Annotated in this window: 19 protein-coding genes and 2 pseudogenes; 11 read left to right on the plus strand and 10 right to left on the minus strand. The window is 73.0% G+C overall.

From position 1 onward, the window contains the following. Nucleotides 1-35 precede the first annotated feature (35 nt). On the plus strand, nt 36-242 hold the full coding sequence (locus IAG44_RS39335) for an MbtH family protein (protein ID WP_187751811.1): 207 nt from the start codon (nt 36-38) through the stop codon (nt 240-242). Between the two features lie 79 nt (nt 243-321). Further along, nucleotides 322-1,557, plus strand: coding sequence for an MFS transporter (locus IAG44_RS39340; protein ID WP_187751812.1), 1,236 nt, complete (start codon nt 322-324; stop codon nt 1,555-1,557). A gap of 17 nt (nt 1,558-1,574) precedes the next feature. On the opposite strand, the gene IAG44_RS39345 is transcribed toward IAG44_RS39340, so the two are convergent. Further along, nucleotides 1,575-2,039, minus strand: a complete 465-nt coding sequence (locus tag IAG44_RS39345; protein ID WP_187751813.1) for a hypothetical protein — start codon at nt 2,037-2,039, stop codon at nt 1,575-1,577. Between the two features lie 207 nt (nt 2,040-2,246). Continuing rightward, nucleotides 2,247-3,218, minus strand: coding sequence for a helix-turn-helix transcriptional regulator (locus IAG44_RS39350; RefSeq protein WP_246562571.1), 972 nt, complete (start codon nt 3,216-3,218; stop codon nt 2,247-2,249). 217 nt (nt 3,219-3,435) lie between these two features. Here IAG44_RS39350 and IAG44_RS39355 point away from each other — a divergent pair, with 217 nt between their 5' ends. Continuing rightward, nucleotides 3,436-3,630 (plus strand): hypothetical protein, encoded by a 195-nt coding sequence (locus tag IAG44_RS39355; RefSeq protein WP_187751815.1) that lies wholly within the window; start codon nt 3,436-3,438, stop codon nt 3,628-3,630. Between the two features lie 221 nt (nt 3,631-3,851). Continuing rightward, nucleotides 3,852-4,094 (plus strand): response regulator transcription factor, encoded by a 243-nt coding sequence (locus IAG44_RS39360; RefSeq protein WP_187751816.1) that lies wholly within the window; start codon nt 3,852-3,854, stop codon nt 4,092-4,094. On the opposite strand, the gene IAG44_RS39365 is transcribed toward IAG44_RS39360, so the two are convergent. Beyond that, nucleotides 4,057-4,305, minus strand: a complete 249-nt coding sequence (locus IAG44_RS39365; RefSeq protein WP_187753153.1) for a hypothetical protein — start codon at nt 4,303-4,305, stop codon at nt 4,057-4,059. The genes IAG44_RS39360 and IAG44_RS39365 overlap by 38 nt on opposite strands. A gap of 28 nt (nt 4,306-4,333) precedes the next feature. Then, on the minus strand, nt 4,334-4,765 hold the full coding sequence (locus IAG44_RS39370; RefSeq protein WP_187751817.1) for a MerR family transcriptional regulator: 432 nt from the start codon (nt 4,763-4,765) through the stop codon (nt 4,334-4,336). 63 nt (nt 4,766-4,828) lie between these two features. Between IAG44_RS39370 and IAG44_RS39375 the strand changes: the two genes are divergently transcribed. After that, nucleotides 4,829-5,536, plus strand: coding sequence for an SDR family oxidoreductase (locus IAG44_RS39375; protein WP_187751818.1), 708 nt, complete (start codon nt 4,829-4,831; stop codon nt 5,534-5,536). Between the two features lie 142 nt (nt 5,537-5,678). Here IAG44_RS39375 and IAG44_RS39380 read toward each other — a convergent pair whose 3' ends face one another. From IAG44_RS39380 to IAG44_RS39390, 3 genes are read right to left on the minus strand one after another with little or no spacing between them, the layout of a single operon-like run. Then, entirely contained in the window at nt 5,679-6,287 is a 609-nt protein-coding gene (locus tag IAG44_RS39380; protein ID WP_187751819.1) for a response regulator, read from the minus strand. 21 nt (nt 6,288-6,308) lie between these two features. Then, nucleotides 6,309-10,979: an SDR family oxidoreductase gene (locus tag IAG44_RS39385; protein ID WP_187751820.1), complete on the minus strand. Its 4,671-nt coding sequence runs from the start codon at nt 10,977-10,979 to the stop codon at nt 6,309-6,311. Continuing rightward, nucleotides 10,976-12,328 (minus strand): acyltransferase domain-containing protein, encoded by a 1,353-nt coding sequence (locus tag IAG44_RS39390; protein WP_187751821.1) that lies wholly within the window; start codon nt 12,326-12,328, stop codon nt 10,976-10,978. Before IAG44_RS39390 ends, IAG44_RS39385 begins: the two co-directional genes overlap by 4 nt. A gap of 242 nt (nt 12,329-12,570) precedes the next feature. Between IAG44_RS39390 and IAG44_RS39395 the strand changes: the two genes are divergently transcribed. Then, nucleotides 12,571-13,014 carry a carboxymuconolactone decarboxylase family protein gene (locus tag IAG44_RS39395; protein ID WP_187751822.1) on the plus strand — a complete coding sequence of 148 codons (444 nt, stop codon included), beginning with the start codon at nt 12,571-12,573 and terminating at the stop codon, nt 13,012-13,014. 340 nt (nt 13,015-13,354) lie between these two features. Next, the gene (locus IAG44_RS39400; protein WP_187751823.1) at nt 13,355-14,047 is read left to right on the plus strand and encodes a TetR/AcrR family transcriptional regulator; all 693 of its coding nucleotides are present in this window, start codon (nt 13,355-13,357) and stop codon (nt 14,045-14,047) included. A gap of 88 nt (nt 14,048-14,135) precedes the next feature. Here IAG44_RS39400 and IAG44_RS39405 read toward each other — a convergent pair whose 3' ends face one another. After that, nucleotides 14,136-15,140 carry a DNA polymerase Y family protein gene (locus IAG44_RS39405; RefSeq protein ID WP_187751824.1) on the minus strand — a complete coding sequence of 335 codons (1,005 nt, stop codon included), beginning with the start codon at nt 15,138-15,140 and terminating at the stop codon, nt 14,136-14,138. Beyond that, nucleotides 15,137-18,538: a DNA polymerase III subunit alpha gene (locus IAG44_RS39410; protein WP_187751825.1), complete on the minus strand. Its 3,402-nt coding sequence runs from the start codon at nt 18,536-18,538 to the stop codon at nt 15,137-15,139. Before IAG44_RS39410 ends, IAG44_RS39405 begins: the two co-directional genes overlap by 4 nt. Before the next feature lie 188 nt (nt 18,539-18,726). Between IAG44_RS39410 and IAG44_RS44855 the strand changes: the two are divergent. From IAG44_RS44855 to IAG44_RS39420, 3 genes and pseudogenes are all read left to right on the plus strand, one after another. Continuing rightward, a pseudogene (locus IAG44_RS44855) lies at nt 18,727-18,876 on the plus strand (tRNA (adenosine(37)-N6)-threonylcarbamoyltransferase complex transferase subunit TsaD); the annotation flags it as partial. A 15-nt stretch (nt 18,877-18,891) separates the two neighbouring features. Further along, nucleotides 18,892-19,107, plus strand: a pseudogene (locus IAG44_RS44860) (tRNA (adenosine(37)-N6)-threonylcarbamoyltransferase complex transferase subunit TsaD); the annotation flags it as partial. Then, complete coding sequence (locus IAG44_RS39420; RefSeq protein ID WP_187751826.1) at nt 19,104-19,667, plus strand: GNAT family N-acetyltransferase; 564 nt, start codon at nt 19,104-19,106, stop codon at nt 19,665-19,667. The pseudogene IAG44_RS44860 and the gene IAG44_RS39420, both read left to right, overlap by 4 nt. 17 nt (nt 19,668-19,684) lie before the next feature. Here the strand turns inward: IAG44_RS39420 and IAG44_RS39425 are convergent, their stop codons facing one another. Then, nucleotides 19,685-19,969, minus strand: a complete 285-nt coding sequence (locus tag IAG44_RS39425; protein WP_187751827.1) for a hypothetical protein — start codon at nt 19,967-19,969, stop codon at nt 19,685-19,687. Between the two features lies 1 nt (nt 19,970). Here IAG44_RS39425 and IAG44_RS39430 point away from each other — a divergent pair, with 1 nt between their 5' ends. Beyond that, the gene (locus tag IAG44_RS39430) at nt 19,971-20,231 is read left to right on the plus strand and encodes a hypothetical protein (RefSeq protein ID WP_187751828.1); all 261 of its coding nucleotides are present in this window, start codon (nt 19,971-19,973) and stop codon (nt 20,229-20,231) included. The last annotated feature ends 32 nt before the right edge of the window (nt 20,232-20,263 follow it).

The following is a 20,263-nucleotide window of genomic DNA, read 5'->3' on the forward strand; positions in this document are numbered from 1 at the left end:
CACCCGATGGAAACACGACAACGAAGGAGCACACCATGAACGGCATCACCACGCAGGACTGGACCGTGGTCGTCAACGATGAGGAGCAGTACTCCGTCTGGGCGGGCGACCGGGACATCCCGGCCGGCTGGCGCGAGAGCGGGATGCGCGGGACGAAGGAGGAGTGCCTGTCCCACATCGACCGGGTGTGGACCGACATGCGCCCCCTGAGCCTGCGGCTGGCGATGGACTCCGCCGGCTGACCGCCCCTTCCTCTCCCCCCGTGCCCGTGCCCGGCGCTTCGTGCCGGGCACGGGCCCCGTCCACAGGAGTACGACGCCCATGAACAGACGCGTGCCACTGGTCACGCTGGTCGCGGTGTCCGCCATCTCGTCGGTGGGCACCGCGGCGAGCCTGCTCGCCATCCCGTGGTTCGTCCTGCAGAGCACCGGAAGCGGCATCAGCACCGGGGCGGTCGCGGCGGCCGAGACGGTGGGCCTGCTGTGCTCCGCCGTCCTCGCCGGCCCCGCCGTCGACCGGCTGCCCGCCCGCACCGCGAGCGTCGCCGCGGACCTGCTGACCGCCCTCGCCATCGGGCTCGTCCCCGTCCTCGACCGCACGATCGGCATGCCCCTGCCGGCCCTGGCCCTCCTCGCCCTGCTCGCGGGCGCCGCCCGGGGGCCCGCCGACACGGCCAAGCAGGTGCTGGTGATCGCCGCGATGCGCCGGGCGGGGACACCGGTCGAGCGGGGCACCAGCGCGATGGAGGGCGCGCGGCGCATCGGCACCATGGCCGGCGCCCCGCTGGCGGGCCTGCTGGTCGCCACGGTCGGCCCGGTCCCCACGCTGTGCGCCGACGCGGCTGCCCTGCTGCTCGCCGCAGCCCTCGTCCACACCCTCGTACCGAGCGAACCCGCCGCGCCCGCCGCCGACGACGGCTCCTACGCCGCCCGGCTCCGGGCCGGCTTCGCGAGCCTGCGCGCCGACCGGCTGCTGCGCGCCATGGTGGGTGTCCTGCTGGTCTCCAACGCCCTGGACAGCGGCCTCAACGCGGTCCTGTACCCCGCTTACGGCGCCCGGGTGCTGCACAGCAGCTCCCTGTTCGGCGCCATGGTGACCGCGATCGGACTCGGCGCGCTCGCGGGGACCGCTCTGCACGGCTGGCTCGGGCACCGCTGGCCCCGCCGGACCGTCTTCGTCGGCTGCTTCGTCCTGCTCGGCTCACTGCGCTGCGTCCTGCTCGCCCAACAGCCGTCCTCCGTGGTCCTGCTGGCGGGCCTGGCCGTCTCGGGCATCGGGTCGGGCGTCGTGAACCCGCTCATGATGTCGGTGGCCTACGAACGGGTGCCGGAGCGGGTGCGCGGCCGGGTCTTCGGGCTGGTCGTCGCCTGCGCGCTGGCGGCCACCCCCTTGGGCGCCCTCACCGCCGGGCTGCTCCTCGACCGGCTGGAACTGACGAGCGCTCTGCTGGTCTTCGCCGGCGTCTATCTGTCGATCGCCCTGGCCCCGCTGATGTTCACGGTGTGGCGGGAACTGGACGCGCCTCGGGGCGGTTTCCTCGCCGAGGTCCGCCCCTGAGCCGCTGCCGAGGAGCGTCACCAGTCCGGCGGATGCAGCGTCAGCACCTGGAGCGTGCACGGGGTGTGCACGGCGTCGAGGGCGTAGACGAAGCCGCGCGGCACGTACAGCGCCTCGCCCACCCGCAGTCTCAGCTCCAGCGCGTGCACCGGAGCGTGCCCCCCGGGCGACGGCTCGACCCGGCCGCCGCAACTGCCCTTCACGGGCAGCAGCACCAGGTCGGTGCCGGCCGTGTCGCCGTCACCGCGTCCCCCCACCGGCAGGCCGACGAAGGAGCTGGTGACCTCGCAGCCCAGCAACGCGCCCAAGGAGGTGGCCAGTTCGGGCAGTTCCCCGTCGGCTTCCGCCACCACCGCGTCGATGCCGTCCGGCCACACCAGAGCCGGACTCCGGTCGCGGTGGACCGACAGACACAGCGCCAGATCCCTGACGAAGTGGCTCAGTCCGGGCTCCGCCCCTTGCGAGGCCGGTTCGAATTCCACGTGCCGCTCACACTCCCCTCACCGGCCGCGCGTCGGGCGGAACGGGAGGTGCCCGCTGTTCTTCCGCCACCTGACCGCAGAGACCAGCGGTGCCTGTCGAAGGGGCACCCTGACTGCGGAGTCGGGGGAACTCTCGTGCACGGGGCGGTGTTGCGGCAGTCCCGAGTTCGCGGTACCGCGAACCCGGGGACAGGGCGGCGGGCGGATTCAGCCGGTCGGACTCTCGGCGGGGTCGCCGAGCAGTCCGTGACGGGCCGCCAGGGCACCGGCCTGGAAACGGCTCTCGGCCCCCAGCGTCTCCATGATGTCGGCGATGTGTTTGCGGGCCGTTCTCAGGGACATGCCGAGGCGGCGCGCGATGGACTCGTCCTTCATGCCCTCCGCAAGCAGCCGCACGATGGTCCTGTCGATGTCCTTGGCGACGGCCTCCAACCCGTCCGTCGCCGCGTCCGAGAACGGCTCCGCGTGGGTCCAGTACTGCTCGAACACCTCGCACAGGAAGTGCACGACCGAGGGTTCCCGGACCACCACGGCGCCCCACCCGTCGCCCTGCTCCGGGATGAAGGCGACCCGGCGGTCGAAGACGATCAGGCGCCCGAACAGCTCGTGGGCGGTGCGGTATTCGGCGCCGAGACCGGACACCAGGGCGACGTATGCCTGGCTGGGGCCGTTGAACCGGGCCGTGTGGTGGTACAGCGTGCGCATCCGCACCCCCCGGGAGAGCATCTCGGTGTCCCGGGCCAGGGCCTCCTTGAGGACGCCCGGCGCCCGGGTCCCGCCGGGCTGGCTGGTCAGGATCTCCTCGGTGCACTCCGCGGAGGCCCGGTTGAGGGCGGCGCGCACCTCCTGAAGACCGGGGACCAGTTCGAGGCCCACGGACACCCGGCGCAGACTGTCCAGGTAGTGGCCGCGCAGGCTGGCGAACCGGTCACGTATGTGGTGCAGTTCGGCCTGCTGGTCCCGGATCGACTTCTCCAGCGAGTTCGTGACGACCGCCGCCACGAGGTCCGGATCGACCGGCCGCAGTCTGGCCGGATCGTCCACGTCCGCCTTTAACAGGCCCAGTTCGGTCAGGGCGGTGACGGCCGCGTCGACCTCGTCCCGGCCCAGACCCAGTTCCCGCGCCGCACGGTCGGGGTCCAGCCGCTCGTTCCCGACGACCCATTGGTAGAGGGCCATTTCCCGGTTTCCGGGCCCCACGGACGAGCCGATTGTCCTGCTCTCATCGGCTTTGAACATTTCGTCCCCTGTTCGTCTTGCTGCGGGGCAGCTTGGTGAGCACCTTGATCCATGGCCCGAACGTCACCGGCGGGCGAGTCTTGGAGCACCGGAAGGGGTGAGCACACCGCGGATTCCGGCTCCAGTCCCAGAAACACCAGAATGAGGAGTGTCCGGCATGAAGTCCCTCAACCTTGCCGCCATCGTCGTCTCCGTCGTCGCCACCGCGGCCGTCGCTTTCGGGCCCTCCGCCGCCGCACCCGCTCCGAACGCGCCCGAAGGCCCGGCGGTCACGACGTCGGCCACGGGGACGGGTACGACGAACGGCGACAGCGGCTGGGGCCGTGTCATCCCCGACGTCGCCGACGCCTGATCCGGTTGCGCGCACTTCGTCGCGGCCCGGTCGGCCGGTCACCGTTCGGCATGAAGTCTCACCGCGTCGCATATCGAACACGCGTCGCACCTTAGCCCGAACCTCCGTACGACTGCCGGAGGCGCGAGGGGAGCGGCGACCGTGACCGGTGACCGAACCCCGGGGGTGTGACCCCCTTCCCGCAAGGCGTTCAACCCCACTACCCCACGAAAGGCACGCTCGTGAGCTTGACCGCCGGCGACGTACTCGACCTGCTGAGTACGCGCGAGATCGAGGTGCTGGGCCACCTCGCAGAAGGACACACCTACTCCTCCATCGCGCGGCGCATGCACCTCAGCCCGCACACCGTCGACACGTATCTGCGCAGGATCAAGGGAAAGGCGGGGGTCAGCAACCGGGCGCACCTGATGATCCTGGCGCTCCAGATCACCCGGCTCGACGAACCGTGGCTGAAGAGAACCTGACGGCCCGTGCGCCGGCCGGCACACTCCGCCGACCCGTCACCGCACCGGGTGCGGCCACACCGCCGTGGCCGTCCTGGCAGGACAGCAGGTACGCCGGCGCGGCGGTGGTGACGAGGCGGTGCCGGTCGGCCCAGCGCTCGGCGGGATCGAGCGCGGTCCCGGCCCGCCAGTCGACGAAGGCGGGGTCCGGCTTCATGCAGGCGTCGCGCATCTCCAGGTGGACGGCCGGACTCCGGCAGTCACGGAACAGTTGGGACCGCTCGGCCGGATGTCCTCGGTTCGTCGGGGGTGGCGTCCGTGTCCGGCGGGCACTGCGCCGGTGACGACGCCGTGTACTGGACGGCGAGGCCGATCAGCTCGTCGAGGCGTTCGCGTGCCCGGGTCAAGTCGTGGATCCGGGCCTGGATGCGGTCCCGCTCGTCCGTGAGCCGTCGCGTCATCTCCGGTGTCGCGACCAGGGTGTCCAGGAACGGCAGGAGGCGCAGGATCGCCTTGCTGGGCAGCCCGGCCGAGTAGAGGAGCTGGATGAACCTCACCCGCTCGACGTCGGACTCGGAATACTGCCGCTGGTCCCCGGGGCCGCGGGCGGCGACGACGAGTCCTTGCTCCTCGTAGTAGCGCAGCGCGCGAACGCTGACCCCCGCGCGTTCGGCGGCCTTCCCGATGCGCATCGTGTCTCCTGACCGGTCCCGACCCTTGAACCTCACGCCGACGTGAGGTTCTAGCGTACGCGCATGGACATCAGCGGAGCCACAGCGCTCGTCACCGGAGCCAACCGCGGCATCGGCCGCCACCTCGCGGCCCAGCTCGTCGAGCGTGGCGCGAAGGTCTACGCGACCGCTCGCCGACCGGAAACCATCGACCTCGACGGCGTGGAGGTCCTTCCCCTCGACATCACCGACCCCGACGCCGTCGCAGCCGCCGCCCACGCGGCCGGCGACGTCGACCTGCTCGTCAACAACGCCGGCATCGGGGGCGGAGCCCTGCTCGGCGACCTCGACGGTGTCCGCGCCACGATGGACGTGAACTTCTGGGGCACCTTGTCCGTGGTCCGGGCCCTCGCCCCGGTCCTGGCGAGGAACGGCGCAGGCGCCGTCCTGAACATCGCCTCCTCGGCGTCCTGGTTCGTCTTCCCCGGCAGCAGCGCCTACGCGGTCTCCAAGGCCGCTGTCTGGAGCATGGGCAACGCGCTGCGCCAGGAACTGGCCGGGCAGGGGACCCTCGTCACCTCGGTACACCTCGGGGCGGCCGACACCGACATGATGAAGGGCCACGACGTCCCCAAGACGGCCCCGGCCGACGTCGCGCGCGCCGCCCTCGACGGTGTCGCGGCCGGCGCGTTCGAGGTCGTCGTCGACGAGTTCACCGCCATGGTCAAAGCGTCGCTGAGCAAGGACCCGAGGGAATTCGACCGGCGGTTCCAGCAGTTCCTCAACTCCTGAGCCGCGCCCGCAACGCCTGCCCATTCACCCCGGCCCGGCGACTCGGCGCTCCTGCTGACCGTCGGCACCGGCCTCCAGCTCGGCCGCGTCGCCCATGCGGGTCGCTCACCGGGGCGTTGCTCCGACGACCAGGACGGGTGCCTCAGCCGGTGAACCCCGGCACCACCAGACCGGACTCGTACGCGATCACCACGGCGTGGGTGCGGTTGTGCGCGCCGAGCTTGGTCAGCACGTTCCCGACGTGGGTCTTCGTCGTCTCCAGGCTCACCGTGAGCGAGTCCGCGATCTGCGGGTTGGACAGGCCGGTGGCCATCAGCCGCAGCACTTCCTCCTCGCGCCCGGTCAGCGCCGCTCTCGGCAGGGCCTCGGCGGAACCCAGCGGGCGGGCGGCGACCATGCGGCGCAGTGCGGCCGGGAAGAGGATCGCCTCCCCGGCCGCCACCACCCGTACCGCCTCCGCGATCTGCCGGACCGGCAGTCTCTTGAGGACGAAGCCGCTGGCTCCGGCGCTGAGGGCGGCGGTGACGTGACCGTCGTTCTCGAAGGTGGTGATCACCACGACTTTCGGCGGCCGGGCCGACTCGGCCAGCAGTTCCCGGGTGGCGTCGATCCCGCCCCGGCGCGGCATCCGGACGTCCATCAGGACCACGTCCGGCCGCGGTCGCCGCGCCTGAGCGACCGCCTCACGGCCGTCGGCGGCCTCGCCGAGGACCGTGATCCCGGGCTGCCGACCGCACCGTGCGGTGTACACGGCGCACGAGTGGTACCGGGTTCACGTGGTGCCGGCACTTCTCGTGGTGCGCAGCGAGGCCCCTTCGAAGCCGGTGACGCGGAGCAGGAGGGTGCCGTCGGGGGCGAGGGCTGTGTAGGTGTCCTCGGCGGGGGAGTGGTGGGTCGTGATGCCGTGGGGGTAGGCGATGCTGAGGGTGTGGTCGTTGGCTGGTACGGGGAGGTCGATGCGGGCGATGCGACGCGGGGCGACGACGTCGCGCCGCTGCTCGGCGTCGGGAACCAGGGTGCGGGTGCGGAGAGTCGCGCACAACAGCAGGGCGGGAAGCGGGAGTCGGCGCAAGACAGGGTGGTCTTCGTACGCCGTTCCCGGTGGGCGCCACAGCGCGGTGGGGCCGGTGGGGGTGTTCCGCCAGCGGCGGGTGTTGGCGAACAGGCCCGTGAGATGCACCGGTGAGTCCGCGAAGTAGTAGGGGTCGGGCGGGAGGGGCGTAGCGGTCTCGGTGGGGTGCCGGGGCGTCTGCCGGTGTGTGGCGGGTGCTTGCGTGAACGCGACGCGGACGGTGAAGTGGCGGCGCCGGGGCAGGACATGGCCGCGCAGCCGGGTCGTGCCGTGGAGTTCGACGAGGACGGTGTCGTCGTCGGGGTCCTGGCCCGGGTGGGCGGTGAGGGTGTAGCGGCGGGTTGCCCGGGTGGTGGAGGGACGTACGAACACCTCGAAGGACGCGTCCAGGAGCGCGGTGGGCGCGCACCCGGGGCGCAGCGCGAGCGCGGCTTCCACGGCGGCGGCCAGGAGGAAGGTCCCGGGCACGGTGGGTTCGCCATGGACGGTGTGGTGGACCAGGTAGGTGTGATGGTCGGGGGCGAGATCGATGTCCCAGGTGGCGCAACCGTCGCCGGGGCGGCGAGGGGTCGAGGTGAGGAAGGCCCCGCTTCGTGGGGTGTCCGGTTGCCCGGGATCGAGCGTGCGACGCCACTGCGGTGAGGGGTCGTCGTCCAGCAGGCCGGGCTGCTCGGTGCGCATCAGGTCTCGTTCGCGCGCGCCGAGGTAGACCCCGGAGGGCGTGGGGTGCGGGGCGAGTGCGGCGAGGAAGTGGGCGATGCCCTCCGTGTCGCTGATCCCGGTGAGGCGCCCACCGTCGACGATCTGGCCGATGAGTGCGGGACGGGACGCGAAGTACCCGCTGTCCCGCCACAGGGGGAAGCCGAGGGTGATCTCCCGGACGGTGGACAGGTGGTGGGGGACGGCGGACAGGTAGGCGTTGGCCGGGCCGTAGTCGATCTCTCCGCGCAAGGGCTGGACGGCGGCGACCGAGGCGATGTTGCACCACAGGCGCGGGTCGAGGTCTGCGAACGCCGTGCGCAGATGGTGGTATCCGAGGATCTTCACATCCCGTACGAGGCGGAAGTCGGCCGGCGCCTTGCGGTCCAGCGGCGCGGTGCGGCTGCGGGTCGCGGCATGCAGGAAGAGGTCGATGCCGGCGTGCCGGGCGGCCACCTCGCGTGCGGCCGCGGCGCAGGCGTCCGCGTCGGTGATGTCGCAGGGGAGGTAGTGGACGCGGGCCTCGCCGAAAGCGTCACGCAGACGGTCCAGGTGCCGCGCGGCGCGGCGCCCGGCGAGCAGACGGTCCGCGTATCGGGCCGCTTCGCGGACACCGCCGGTGCCGACGCGCAGCGCGCGGGCGATGAACGCGGCCCGCAGGGACGGGAGTTCGGCCTCCGTGGCAGTGAGAAGTTCGGCGGGCAGCGCGCTGACGTCTGTCGTGCCCAGCAACCAGACGTCGGGGGGCGTGGGTCCGGTGGCGAGGGCGGTGAGCAGGGCAGTGGTCACGCCCCCGGTGCCGCCGCTGGCCACCACTGCCGACAGCGGCGGCAGCGGGCCGGGGGCCGGAAGTGGTGCGGGCACCAGACGGCGGCGGTGCCGTTGCCCTTGGACGTACCAGACGGCTCGGGCGGCGTCGGCGCTGTGCCACTCCCGGGCGAGACGGTCGAGTCCGTCCTCGACCGTGGTGTCACAGACCACGACGCGTACGGGCAGACCGGGGTGGTCGGCCAGCAGTGCCGGATCGAGAGCGGTGAGCAGGGCCGCGTGCGGATGATCGGGCGGGCAGAGGGCCAACGCGCCCAAGGATCCCGAGAGCCGGCGCCGCAGGCCGTGGCGGAGAGCCTGGAAGAGGACTTCGTGCAGTGTGCTGTTCCCCGCGCTCGGGCGGCTCGGCCAGGCGGCGCCGGGACGGCTGATCACGCGGACATGCCCGGCTGCCTGTTCGACAGCCCGTTCCAGGTCTTGCGCCGTGCCGGGGCGCAGGGAGCGGGGCGCGTCCGGGGCCGTGCACAGCACCGTCCAGCCGTGGGGAGGAGCGGGGCGGGTCAGGTCGGTGGCGGTCGGTGTGTGGTCGGTCAGGATCAGGGTGTTTCGTGGCGGCGCCGGGCGCGGCGGAGCCGTGTCCTGCCAGGGGGCGGGGCGCAGGGTGCTGGTGTGGCGAACGGTGAGCGGCGCGGTGGCCGGCGGCTTGAGCGGGGGCGCGCCCGGCAGGCGCACGGTCGGCGGTTCGCCAGGGGCGGTGGACAGGGAGGCCAGCAGTCGTACGGCATCGCGCGCGGCATGGAACTCCCCGGCTGGGCCCGCGCTGTCATCGCCGATCGGTGCCGGTGCGGCGAGCCGGGCGGTGACCGGCCAGCCGTGCTCGCGGGCGGTCGTCGCGCGGGCGAGCGCGAGCAGGAAGGCCCCCTGGCGCGGGACGGCGGCCGCGGCCGCCGCGGTGCGGGAGGGATGCAGGGCCCCGGCGTCGACGGCGAGGACCAGGGCGAGCCGGAGCTCACCTGTGGCCAGGTAGTGCGCTGCCACGGAGAACGCCGTGGCGGCCGAAGTGGTCCCCGTGTCCACGCAGATGCTGCCGCCGTGCAGGTCGTACCGGGCCGCGAGCCGGGAAGGGATGACGTTGGGCAGGACGCCGGGCATGGCGTCGGGCCCGGCCCGCGGAGTACGGGCGCGCACCTCGTCGAGCAGGTCGTCCAGGGCGGTGCTCGCGGACGGGTGGGCGCGCAGCGCGTTGCCGAGCAGGTCGGCGTGGCAGCGCAGAGCGTAGTCGCGCAGGGCGACGGGCACTCCGCTGTGCGCGGCGATCACTCCTGTGCGTTCCCGGACGTCGGCCCACGGTTCGCCATGTTCGGCGGTGAAGCGGTGGGCGACCTCCAGAGCCAGGGTCTGGGCACGGTCCACGGCCCGCACGGTCGGGGCGGGCAGGGCCACGGTGGCGAAATCGGGTACCTCGTCGCCGAACTCGGCGTCGGGCGCGGGTCCTTGTCCGGCCAGCCAGGATCGTACGGACTCGGTGTCGGGTGCCCCCGGCAGTCGGGCCGACCAGGCGAGCAGCACCAGATCGTCGGGGAGCGCGGACGAAGGCCACGTGACGGGAGCCGGCGCAGGGGCCGTGGGCGCGGGGTCGGCCACGAGGAGATGCCCGTTGGTCCCCCCGAACCCGAACGCGGACACGCCTGCGACACGAGGACGCGACGCGTTGCGGGGCCATGGCCGCGGCGTATCGGGCACCCGCAGCCGCCCGAGCGGCCGCGCGGGCTCGTCGAAGTGCTGCTGGGCCGGGATCGCACCCCTGTCCAGAGCGAGCAGCACATGAACGACCGAGGCCGCCCCGGCCGCCCAACCAGCGTGTCCCACAAGGGACTTGGTAGCGGTGCACGCCCAGCCCGCGGCGGGTGACTCCGCGCTCAGAGCGCTGATCTCGGCGCCGTCCCCGGCCCGCGTCCCGGTGGCGTGGGCGACGACCCAATCGACGGCGTCCGGCGTGAGGCCCCGCTCCTGGCGCGCGCGACGCACGGCACGGGCCTGGCCGTGCGGGTTGGGCGCGGCCATGGAGCGGCCCCGCCCGTCGCCGGCCCCGCCGAACCCCGCCAGGACACCGAGGACCCGATCCCCGTCGGCCCGCGCGCGGGCCAGTGTCTTGACCGCGAGCAGCACGGCCGCGTCGCTGAACAAGGTGCCGTCGGCCGCCGCGTCCAGCGCCCGCAGCCGCCCGGTGGCGGACAGGCCGCCGATCGCCGAGAACAGCACCGACATGGTGGGCTCCAGGACCGACACCCCGCCGCACAGGGCGAGTTCGGACTGCCCGGTGCGCAGTTGCTTGGCGGCGAGATCGATGGCGTAGAGGGAGGAGGAGCAGGCGGTGTCGACGGTCCAGACGGTCGGCTCGGCGGAAAGGACAGGCGCGAGTGCCGCCCGTACGGCGTCGGGCGCTTCCAGGCATCCGGTACGTGCGTACGGCAGCACCTCCGCCAGCAGGCGACGCACCTCGGCCTCCTGGCCGGGCAGACGTCGGGCGACGCTGTCGAGCAGCACACTCTGCATGAGTGCCTGGCTGCCGCCCGGCCAGGCGCCGACGACACAGGACACGCGGGTCGCTCCCTCCACCCGTACACCGGCGGTCGCCTGCCGGGCGCAGTCACGCAGCCAGACGACTTCCAGAGGCTCGTCGCGTGCGGGCGGCACGCTGTCGTGGATGAAGCCCGCGACCCGGCTGTAGGTGCGGTCGGCTGTCCGGCGATCGGGGGAGTGGAAGTCGGCGAGGCGGTAGCGCGCGCCGGGTTCGCTGAAGGCGTCATGGGGACGGTTGAGCAGTTCCCAGAACGCCGACGTGTCCCGCGCGCCGGGCAGCCGCACCCCCATGCCGACGACGGCGATCGACCGCGCTGTCACGAGACCGGGACCGGTGCCGACAGGCGGGGCAGCGCCATCAGATGGTCGGCGATGTCCGGAAGCGTCTGGCGTCGCAGAGGGTCGCCGCTCCCGGAGGCGTCGAGTCCGTAGCGCGCGTACAGCGAGGCAAGCACCTCGGCCTGCCGCAGGGAGTCGATCCCGAGGTCCACCTCCAGATCGACGTCGTCGGTGACGACGTCCGGCGGGTAGCCCAGGCGCTCCGCGTAGTGGGCGCACAGGGCGGTGATCAACTCCGCGCGTGGCGGCAACGCCTCGGCCTCGACGGACTCCTCGGGGACGGCGGCCGCGGAGGGCACTTCGTCCCCTTGAGGTCGGCGCGGCGCGGGCACCGTCGCGGCGGAGGGGACCGGCGGGACAGCGGCAGGCACGGCCGCCCCGGCCAGGACCGTCCGCGCGGCCTGCGGCCCGCCCCTGCGCGCCATCGGCGCGAGGGTCCGCACTCCAGGCAGCACCTCGGCGGCGAGCCGGGTCACGATGTCCTTGGCCCCGCACTCCACGAACACCGTCACCTGGTCGCGCCGCAGGACGTGCAGCGCCGCGAGGAAGTCCACGGGCACCACCATGTGGCCGGCGCCGATGTCACGTACTCCGTCGGCTGTCGACACGTACGATCCGGAGATCGGCGAGTACACCCGCTGGGTCGGCACGCGCGCCCCTGACCGCTCCATCACCTCGCGGAACGTTTCGCCCGCCGCCCGCATCCAGGGGCTGTGGTAGGGATACGCGGCTTTGACCCGTACGGCTCGCACGCCCAGGGCGCTCGCCACGGCCTGAGCCTGGTCCAAGCCGGCCTCCGGCCCCGCGAGGACCGACTGCCCGGGCCCGTTGCTCACGGCGACCCCGAGACTCCACTCGTCGACCACCCCGGCGAGGTGCCTCGCCGTGTCCGGTCCGACGGCGACCGCGAGCAGCCCACCCGGCTCGATCCCGGCCTGCCGGCACACACGGTCGCGCTCACAGATGAGCCGGGCGGCCTCGACGGGGGTCCACACTCCGGCCAGCGTGAGCGCGGCCCACTCACCGAAGCTGTGCCCGACAAGGACATCGGCACGAACGCCTTCGGCCGCACAGACAGCGGCGCAGGCGAGCGACGCGGTGAAGATGCACAGGTGCAGCGCCTCGGGGTGCTCGGCGAGCAGGGTGTCGATCGGCGGCGCGCCGGTATCGAGCAGCAGCTCGGACACCGGGCGATGCCCGTACTCGGCGCAGACGCCGTCCACGTCTCGCAGCACCGGGCCGATCTGGGGATAGGGGTCAAGGAATCCGGTCAACAGGCCAGGCAGATAGGCACCTTGCCCCGGGAAGAGGAAAGCGATCCTGTCACGCATGAGCAGACACCTCACTACAGGTACGGACGAGTAGCGATGAACCGGACCATCGGCCGCGCTTCGATCATGGCCCGGGAACGCGAGCCGACACAGGGCGTGTTCGGCGCGGCCGGGAGCAGCGTGTACGCCCCGGCCGTTCGGCTACGCCCCGTCTGCCCCTGTGAGCTGGTCCGCACCGCGGTTCGCACCTCGCACCCCGGGAGATCCCGGAGGGGATCGAAGCAACCGGGAAGGAAGCGCCGATGGCGAAGGACGACGACCGCTACAGGCGCGGCCTGCACCGGATGGAAGAGATCGGTGGCGCTCGCGTCACGGCAGACTTCCTTGCCGCGCTGTCGGGTACCGCCCCCGATCTGGGCCGCTACGTCGCGGAGTTCATCTACGGGGATCTGTACTGCCGTCCCGGCCTGGCACTGCCCGAGCGACAGCTGGTCACGGTGGCGACCCTCGCCGCACTGGGGGGCTGCGAACGCCAACTGGCTCTCCACATCGGCGTCGCGCTCGACGCGGGGGTGACACCCGCGACCCTGGTCGAGGCGCTGATCCACCAGTGCGCGTACGCGGGCTTTCCGCGTGCCCTCAACGCCGTCGCCGTGGCTCGCGAGGTGTTCACCGAACGCGGTGTCCCTCTCCCGCCGCAGGCGAGGGAGACGGTACGAGGAGGCGACCGCGAGTGGCACGAGTGACACCTGACTCCTCTCCCACCTCACGCCCCGACCGTTGACCGACGCTGCCCCGCAGGGGGTTCTCCGACGGTCTCTCAAGAAGTCGCGTACCACCCCGATTTCGCGATCGCGGAGTTCGCGGATGCGAGCTGGGCCGCGGCAGTCCCGGTCGTCCACAACCAGCTGTGCCCCGGCGGCATCCTGGCCCCCGGCCGACGCGTCGACAGCCTCACCCTCGCCACGATCTGCGCCGAGGGTCGCCAGAACCCGCCAGGTCTGGCAGGCCACCTCTGGCGCGGTCACCACTTTTGGAGCGCCAAACCAATTTAGTTCAGCGATCCAAATGTGTCATGGTTGAGGCATGGCAACGAGGAATCCCCGCTCGGAGCGGCGCAACCAGGTGCTCTCCCGGGAACGGATCATCGAGACGGCGATCGAGCTGCTCGACGCGGGCGGTGAGGCCGCCATGACGACGCGGGCGCTCACCGAGCGCCTGTCCACCGGCTCGGGAGCGATCTACTACCGGGTGGGCAGCCGCGACGATCTGTTGGACGCGGCGACCGAGACGCTTGTCACCGCTGCGCTGGCCACCGACTCCGTGGTGGTCCCGTCCTCGCCCGAGGAAGAGATCCGCACCGTGGCGCTGGCGCTGTTCGACGCGATCACCGAGCACCCGTGGCTGGCGACGCGACTGACCCGGCACGTGGTCCGCAAGCCGTTCGGGACGGTGACGGTCGGCATCTTCGAGCGGATCGGCCGGCAGGTCGGCGCGCTGGGTGTGCCGCGAGCTTCGTGGTTCGACGCGGCGTCGACGCTGGTGCACTACATCCTCGGCGCCGTCAGCCAGAACACCCGGACGGAGGGCGACACGCCGGACGGTTCGCACGACCGTGACGCGTTCCTCGACGCGACCGCGGAGGCATGGCAGGACCTCGACGCCGAGGACCACCCGTTCATGCGCGCCGTCGTCTCCCAGATACACGCTCACGACGACCGCGAGCAGTTCCTCACCGGCATCGCCGTGATCACCGACGGCCTCACCCGGCTCGGCTGACCCGACCCGGTCGGCCCACCCCCCTGCGTTCCGGAAAGGAATCCCTCATGCGCGACGCGATCGCGGCTCTGTACGCCGTGCGGTTCGCCTACTCATTCGGCTGGCCCGGTGCGGACGGTTGCGGGCGGGAGTTGTTCGCGGGGTGCGCGGCGTCGGTGCCGAAGCGCGCACGGATGAGGTCGACGACCGTTTCGATGTGCCGTGCTTTGGTGTCGGCGGGGTCGAGGAGGAGCTGGTGGGGGGCTTGGCCGGCGGGGAGGAGGTTGTCGGCGCGGAGGGTGAGGGTGCGTACGCGGGCGCGTTGGAGGGCGAGGCGGTCGTGGAGGGCGCGGGTGTGGGTGGTCAGGGTGCGGGTGTGGGCGGTGGGTTCGGTGAGGGTGAGGGTGCGGGTGGTGGAGGAGCGGTCGGCGTAGCGGACGGTGAGGGTCAGGGCGCGGGCTGCCTGCGCGCCGGCGCGCAGCCGCAGGCCGAGGCGGTCGGTGAGACCGAGGAGGGCGGTGTGCTGCCGGTCGTGGTCCAGTTCGTCGTGGGGGAAGTCGTGGCGGACGGTGAGGGAGCGGGGCGGTGCGGCCGGGGTGACGGTGGTGGGGTCGAGGCCGCGGGCGGCGCTGTGGAGGCGGCGGCCGGCGGTGGCGCCGAGGATGCGCTGGAGCGTGCCGAGCGGGGTGGCGGCGATCTTGTCGATGCTGTCGAGGCCGTACGTGGCGAGGGTGCGGGCGGTGGCGGGGCCGACGCCGTGCAGCAGGGCGGGGTGCTTGCCGGCGAGGAACGCGGTGACGGCGTCGGGGTCGTCGGGCAGGGTGCGGACGGCGGACGGGGGGCCGTCGGCGGCGACCATCCGGGCCAGGAGCGGGTTGCCGGCGACGCCGATCGTGGCGGTGAGGCCGTGGAGCGCGGCGATCCGGGCGCGCAGGCGTTCGGCGAGCGCGGTGGCGTCGGTGCCGAAGTAGGCGAGTGCGCCGCTGACGTCGGCGAGGGCGGCGTCGGGCGGCAGGGCCTGCACGGTCGGGGTGTACTCGGCGATCAGGTCGAGGATCCGGTGGTGGAGGGGTTCGTCGGTGAGGTCGTGGCAGTGGACGTAGAGGATGCTCATCCCGCGCTCCCGGGGCTCTGATGCCAGAGTTTCCGCTGCTTGACCGGCTCGCCGGGAGGCTGGAGATCGGCCCAGGGATGCAGGGCGGACCCGGTCTCGGTGGTGAGGGTCCGCGCCGGTACGGGGGTGTGCGGCACCGGTGCGGCGAGGTGGTCGGCGACGGCGTTCAGGCCGCTGGTGCGGCGCAGTTCGGCGAGGTGGGTGAGGTCCCAGGCGGCGCTGCCGGTGACGGAGACGGCGGTGCCGCCGCCGGTGGTCCGGCGCTGGACGACGCCGCGCACGAGCAGGAGCCAGCTGTGGAAGACGGTGTGCGCGGCGGCGTCGTGGCTGTCCTCGAAGAACGCGCAGTCGACGACGCCGCTCGGGTCGTCGAGGGTCGTGAAGATGACGCGTTTCCCGGAGCGGATCGGCGGGGTCTGGACGGCGCTCTTCGCGCCGGCGACGAGGACGATCTGACCGTGCGGCAGGTCCTTGAGGCGGGTCGCGGGGACGACGCCGAGTTCGTCCAGGAGTTCCTGGTGGTCGGCCATGAGGTGGCGGGAGGCGTCGAGGCCGAGGGTGCCGAGTTCGGCGGCGAGCCGTTCGGCGTCGTCCATGTCGGGCAGCCTCAGGGGCGCGGCCCGGCCGTCGTCGGTGAGCGTCAACTGCCCGGGGGCGGCGCCGCGCCCGTGCCGGTAGAGCTCCGTGAGGTGCAGGAGGAGGTCGCGGCGGTTGTCGCCGAACCGGTCGAGGGCGCCGACCTGGACGAGGCGTTCGGCGACGGGGCGGGAGGGGCGGGCGCGGGTGATGAAGTCGTCGAGCGCGGCGTAGGGCCGTCCGGCGGTGATCCGTTCGGCCTCGGCGTCGCTCATGCCGCGGACGTCGCCGAGCGCGAGCCGCACCCCGTACACGTCATCGGACACCAGTTCGATCCGATAGGCGGTGTCGGAGGCGTTGACGTCGAGGGGGAGGAGGGGCACCCCGTGGCGGCGGGCGTCGGAGAGCAGCAGGCGTTTGGGGTACATGCCGGGGTCATGGGTGAGGACTCCGGCGTAGAAGGCGGCCGGGTGGTGCGTCTTGAGCCAGGCCGACTGGTACGACGGCACCGCGAACGCCACCGCGTGGGCCTTGCAGAACCCGAACCCGGCGTACGACGCGAGGAGTTCCCACACCCGGTCGACGGTCTCGGTGTCGTGGCCGCGTCCGCGTGCGGCCTGTTCGAACCAGTCGCGGATCTTCCCGGTGAGGTCGGGGTTGTTGAGGGCGCGGCGGGTGTGGTCGCCGAAGGCGAGGGTGCAGCCGGTCATGGCCGCGAGGATGCGGATGATCTGCTCGTGGAAGATCAGGACGCCGTGGGTCTCGCGCAGGACGGGTTCCAGGTCCCGGTGCAGGCGCCGCGGGGTCTCCTTTCCGCTGCGGGCTCTCAGCAGGGGCGTGACCATGTCGGCGGAGACGGGTCCCGGGCGGAAGAGGGAGATGTCGATCACGAGGTCGTGCAGGGACTCGGGCTTCAGCCGGGCCACCAGGTCGCGCTGGCCGGGTGATTCGGTCTGGAAGCAGCCGAGGGTGCGGGACGACTGGATCAGCCGGAACGTTTCCGCATCGTCCTCCGGGATCGTGTCGAGGTCGATGTGCCGACCGGAGACCCGCTCGATCTCGGCGAGGGTGTGCGCCATGGACGACTGCATGCGCACCCCGAGGATGTCGAGCTTCAGCAGCCCGGCGTCCTCGACGTCCTCCTTGTCGAACTGGGACATGGGGAACGCCTCGCCGGGGGTCGGGACGACCGGCGTGCGGCGCAGGAGGCCGGCGTCGGAGATGATCACGCCGCAGGGGTGCATGGCCATGCCCCGGGGGAGGCCGTCGAGGGCTTCGACGAGGTCCCACATGCGCGGCCCGTACGCGTCCGGGTCGATCGAGCGCAGCTCGGGCAGTTCCCGCAGCGCCGCGCGGGCGTCCTTCGCGCGGATGTGGGGGAACGCCTTGGCCAGCCGGTCGACGACGGCCGGGTCCAGGCCGAGGGCGAGACCGACGGAGCGCACCGCGTGCCGGACCCGGTAGGTCTCGGGCATCGCGACGGCGGCGACCCGCTCGGGGCCGAAGCGGCCGAGGATCGCGCGGTAGACCTCCAGGCGGCGTGCGGACTCGACGTCCACGTCGATGTCGGGCAGCTCGGTGCGGTCCTCGGACAGGAACCGTTCCATGAGGAGCCCGTGCTCGACGGGGTCGGCGGCAGCGATGTCCAGCAGGTGCACGGCCAGCGACCCGGCCGCCGACCCCCGCGCGGCGACCCGGATGCCGAGGGCGCGGGTGTCGCGGACGACCTGGTGCACCGTCAGGAAGAAGGTGGCGTACCCGAGTCGGCCGACGAGGCGCAGCTCGTCCTCCAGCCGCACCCGGTAGCGCTCGTCGCGGTCGTACCCGCGGCGCACGAGACCGGCCTCGCACACCTCGCGCAGCACCTGCTCCGGCGCGCGCTGCCCGGCGCCGACCAGGTGCGGCTCGGGGAAGAAGACCCGGCCGAGTCCCAGCTCCTCCGGGTCGACCCGGCACGACGCGGCGGTCTCCTCGGTGACCTCCAGCAGCCGGTGCGCCGTCCGCGGCCCGTACCCGGCGGCCTCGGCGACCCGCTGCGCGATCCGGAACATCTCCTGCGGCGGCTTGAGCCACCGCTCTCCGTTGTCGAGGACCCCGTGCCGGTCCACCGGTACGAGTCTGCGCGCGGAGTCCAGCACGTCCGCGACCGGCCCGAGCCCGGCGTCCGCGTACCGCACGGCGTTGGTCAGCACCGGCAGGATCCCCTGGTCGGCGGCGAACGCCAGTGAACGCGCGGCGTGCCGCACCGACCCGGCGCCGGTCCCGGCGGCGCCGTGGCACACGACCTCGATCCGCAGCGCCTCCCGCCCGAACCGCTCCCGCCACCGCGCGAGCAGCACACCGGCACGGTCCGGCCGCCCCGCCTCCAACGCCCGCCCGACATCGGAGTCCGGCCCGAGCAGTACGACGACGTGCTCCCCGGCCGCCTCCTCCCACGGCAGCAGCGCCTTCCCCTCCCGGTGCGCGGCACTCACCAGCCGGCACACCTCCGCCCACCCCCGGCCCCCGTCCCGCGCCAGGACCAGCGCGCGGGGCGCGGACTCGTCGACGAATGCCCCGCCCTTCACGGGCGTACGGGGACGACGACGTCCGGCGCCCCCGTCCGGCATCGCGACGGCGAGGTCCACGCCGAACAGCGGGCGCACGCCCGCCCGCGCGGCCGCCTTCGCGAACCGCACCGCCCCGCCGACGCCGTCCCGGTCGGTCAGCGCGACCGCGTCCATCCCCCGCTCCGCCGCGCGCTCCGCGAGCCGTTCCGGATGCGAGGCGCCGTACCGCAGCGAGTAGCCGGAGACCGCGCGCAGATGGGTAAACGCGCGCATACCGCACACCCCACCGCACTCATCTCCCTCACCCGACTCGGACGCCACACCGGCCACTCCGGCGCGCTGACCTCACCATAAGCCATGTTCGAATATGTGTGCGATTTGCGGGGTTGCCGGAGAGATGGGATCCGGCGTGCGTCGACGCCGGCCTCGTCCGCGACGGCGTACCCCTCGGCCACGCGGTGGTGTCGAACATGGCCGAGCACGCGCGCTACGGCGGCATCGTCCCGGAGATCGCCTCCCGCGCCCACCTGCACGTCCTGCGCCCCGTCGTACGCCAGCCCCTCGACGCGGCAGGATCGAGCCTCGGGGACGTCGGCGCCATCGCCGGCCCAGGGCTCTCCGGGGCGGGGGTCGCGGCGAACTCGCGCGTGCGCTCCCGTGCCGAGGAACGGTGCCGGGCTGCCGGGATCACCCTGCGGGTCCCGCCGTTGCGGCTGCGCACGGACAACGGCGTGATGACCGCGGCCGTCGGTGACCTCCTCGTTCGCGCCGCACCCGCTCCACTGGACGTCGCCGCACCCCTGGAGAACGCCGCCCTGCACCCGGTGGCGGTGGCCGCGTGAGCATCCGCCTCTTCACCGGCCCGCAGCTCCTCGCCCACGCCGACGCGTTGCGCTCGGTCTACGTGGACGCCTTCTGCGCCCCGCCGTGGGACGAGGACGAGGAGAAGTCCGCCGAGTTCGTGGGGAGGCTGGCCGCCGACGTCGAACGGCCCGGCTTCACCGCTGCCGCGGCCTTCACGGGCTCCGGGGACGTCGTCGGGTTCAGCACCGCGTGGACGACCACCGCTCCCTTTCCCACCGACCGCTGCTATCCGCAGGCCGCCGCGGGACTCGGCCCCGAGCGCACGGTGGAGTGGCTGTGCGGTGCGCGGGAGATCGACGAACTGGCCGTACGCTCGTCCGCGCGCGGCACGGGTCTCGCGGGCGACCTGCTCGCGGCCGTCACACTCGACGCGCCGCGCTCCTGGCTCCTCACCTCGGTCCGCTCGCCCCGCGTGCTGTCCTTCTACCGCCGTGAGGGCTGGACCCAGGCCACCCACCCGTCCTGCGACGGCAAGGGCATCACCGTCTTCCTGGGGCCCCGCCATCCGGCACGGACTCTTGCCGCCCGGCCCTTGTGAGAACAGGCGCGGACCCGTCAACCCACGCGCGGCGCGCGCTCGTTGAGTAGCCGTCGATACGCCGGACACCGCGCGAGGAGTTCGTCGTGTGGCCCGGAGTCGACGACGCGGCCCTCTTCGAGGAGGACGACGGTGTGAGCGGTGCGGAGGGTGGAGGGGCGGTGGGCGACGACGAGGGTGGTGCGGCCGGCGCGCGCGGTGCGCAGGGCGCGGACGATGGCGATGCGCTGGCGCTGGCAGCCGGAGAGGCGGGCGCCGCGTTCGCCCGCCGGGGTGTCGTAGCCGTCGGGAAGGTCGCTCACGATGAAGTCGTGGGCGTGGGCCGCGCCGGTCGGCGTCCTCCACCTCGCCTCCCCGTCCCCACCGAACCCGCCCTTCACCGACGACGGCGAACCCGTCGCCCACCTCGCCGCCGTGCGCGAACGGCTGTGGACGCGGGCCGCGCTCGCACCGCATCTCGACAGGGCTGGGTTCAAAGTGGTCGACGGTATTCCGGCTGTGCCCCGCGACGACGCGGCGGGGCGGGTGGACGCCGAGATCCTGGTACTGGCCGCCGTCGAGTAGACCCCGAGCGGAGCCGATCGGGACGAGGGCCT

It is taken from the genome of Streptomyces roseirectus (genome assembly GCF_014489635.1).
GTDB lineage: Bacteria > Actinomycetota > Actinomycetes > Streptomycetales > Streptomycetaceae > Streptomyces > Streptomyces roseirectus.

Bases quoted from the DNA above. Each gene is read 5' to 3' on its own strand.
- IAG44_RS39335 (WP_187751811.1), top strand. From the start codon at position 36: ATGAACGGCATCACCACGCAGGACTGGACCGTGGTCGTCAACGATGAG.
- IAG44_RS39340 (WP_187751812.1), top strand. From the start codon at position 322: ATGAACAGACGCGTGCCACTGGTCACGCTGGTCGCGGTGTCCGCCATC.
- IAG44_RS39350 (WP_246562571.1), bottom strand. From the start codon at position 3,218: ATGGCCCTCTACCAATGGGTCGTCGGGAACGAGCGGCTGGACCCCGAC.
- IAG44_RS39355 (WP_187751815.1), top strand. From the start codon at position 3,436: ATGAAGTCCCTCAACCTTGCCGCCATCGTCGTCTCCGTCGTCGCCACC.
- IAG44_RS39365 (WP_187753153.1), bottom strand. From the start codon at position 4,305: ATGCGCGACGCCTGCATGAAGCCGGACCCCGCCTTCGTCGACTGGCGG.
- IAG44_RS39370 (WP_187751817.1), bottom strand. From the start codon at position 4,765: ATGCGCATCGGGAAGGCCGCCGAACGCGCGGGGGTCAGCGTTCGCGCG.
- IAG44_RS39375 (WP_187751818.1), top strand. From the start codon at position 4,829: ATGGACATCAGCGGAGCCACAGCGCTCGTCACCGGAGCCAACCGCGGC.
- IAG44_RS39390 (WP_187751821.1), bottom strand. From the start codon at position 12,328: ATGCGTGACAGGATCGCTTTCCTCTTCCCGGGGCAAGGTGCCTATCTG.
- IAG44_RS39395 (WP_187751822.1), top strand. From the start codon at position 12,571: ATGGCGAAGGACGACGACCGCTACAGGCGCGGCCTGCACCGGATGGAA.
- IAG44_RS39400 (WP_187751823.1), top strand. From the start codon at position 13,355: ATGGCAACGAGGAATCCCCGCTCGGAGCGGCGCAACCAGGTGCTCTCC.
- IAG44_RS39405 (WP_187751824.1), bottom strand. From the start codon at position 15,140: ATGAGCATCCTCTACGTCCACTGCCACGACCTCACCGACGAACCCCTC.
- IAG44_RS39410 (WP_187751825.1), bottom strand. From the start codon at position 18,538: ATGCGCGCGTTTACCCATCTGCGCGCGGTCTCCGGCTACTCGCTGCGG.
- IAG44_RS39430 (WP_187751828.1), top strand. From the start codon at position 19,971: ATGAAGTCGTGGGCGTGGGCCGCGCCGGTCGGCGTCCTCCACCTCGCC.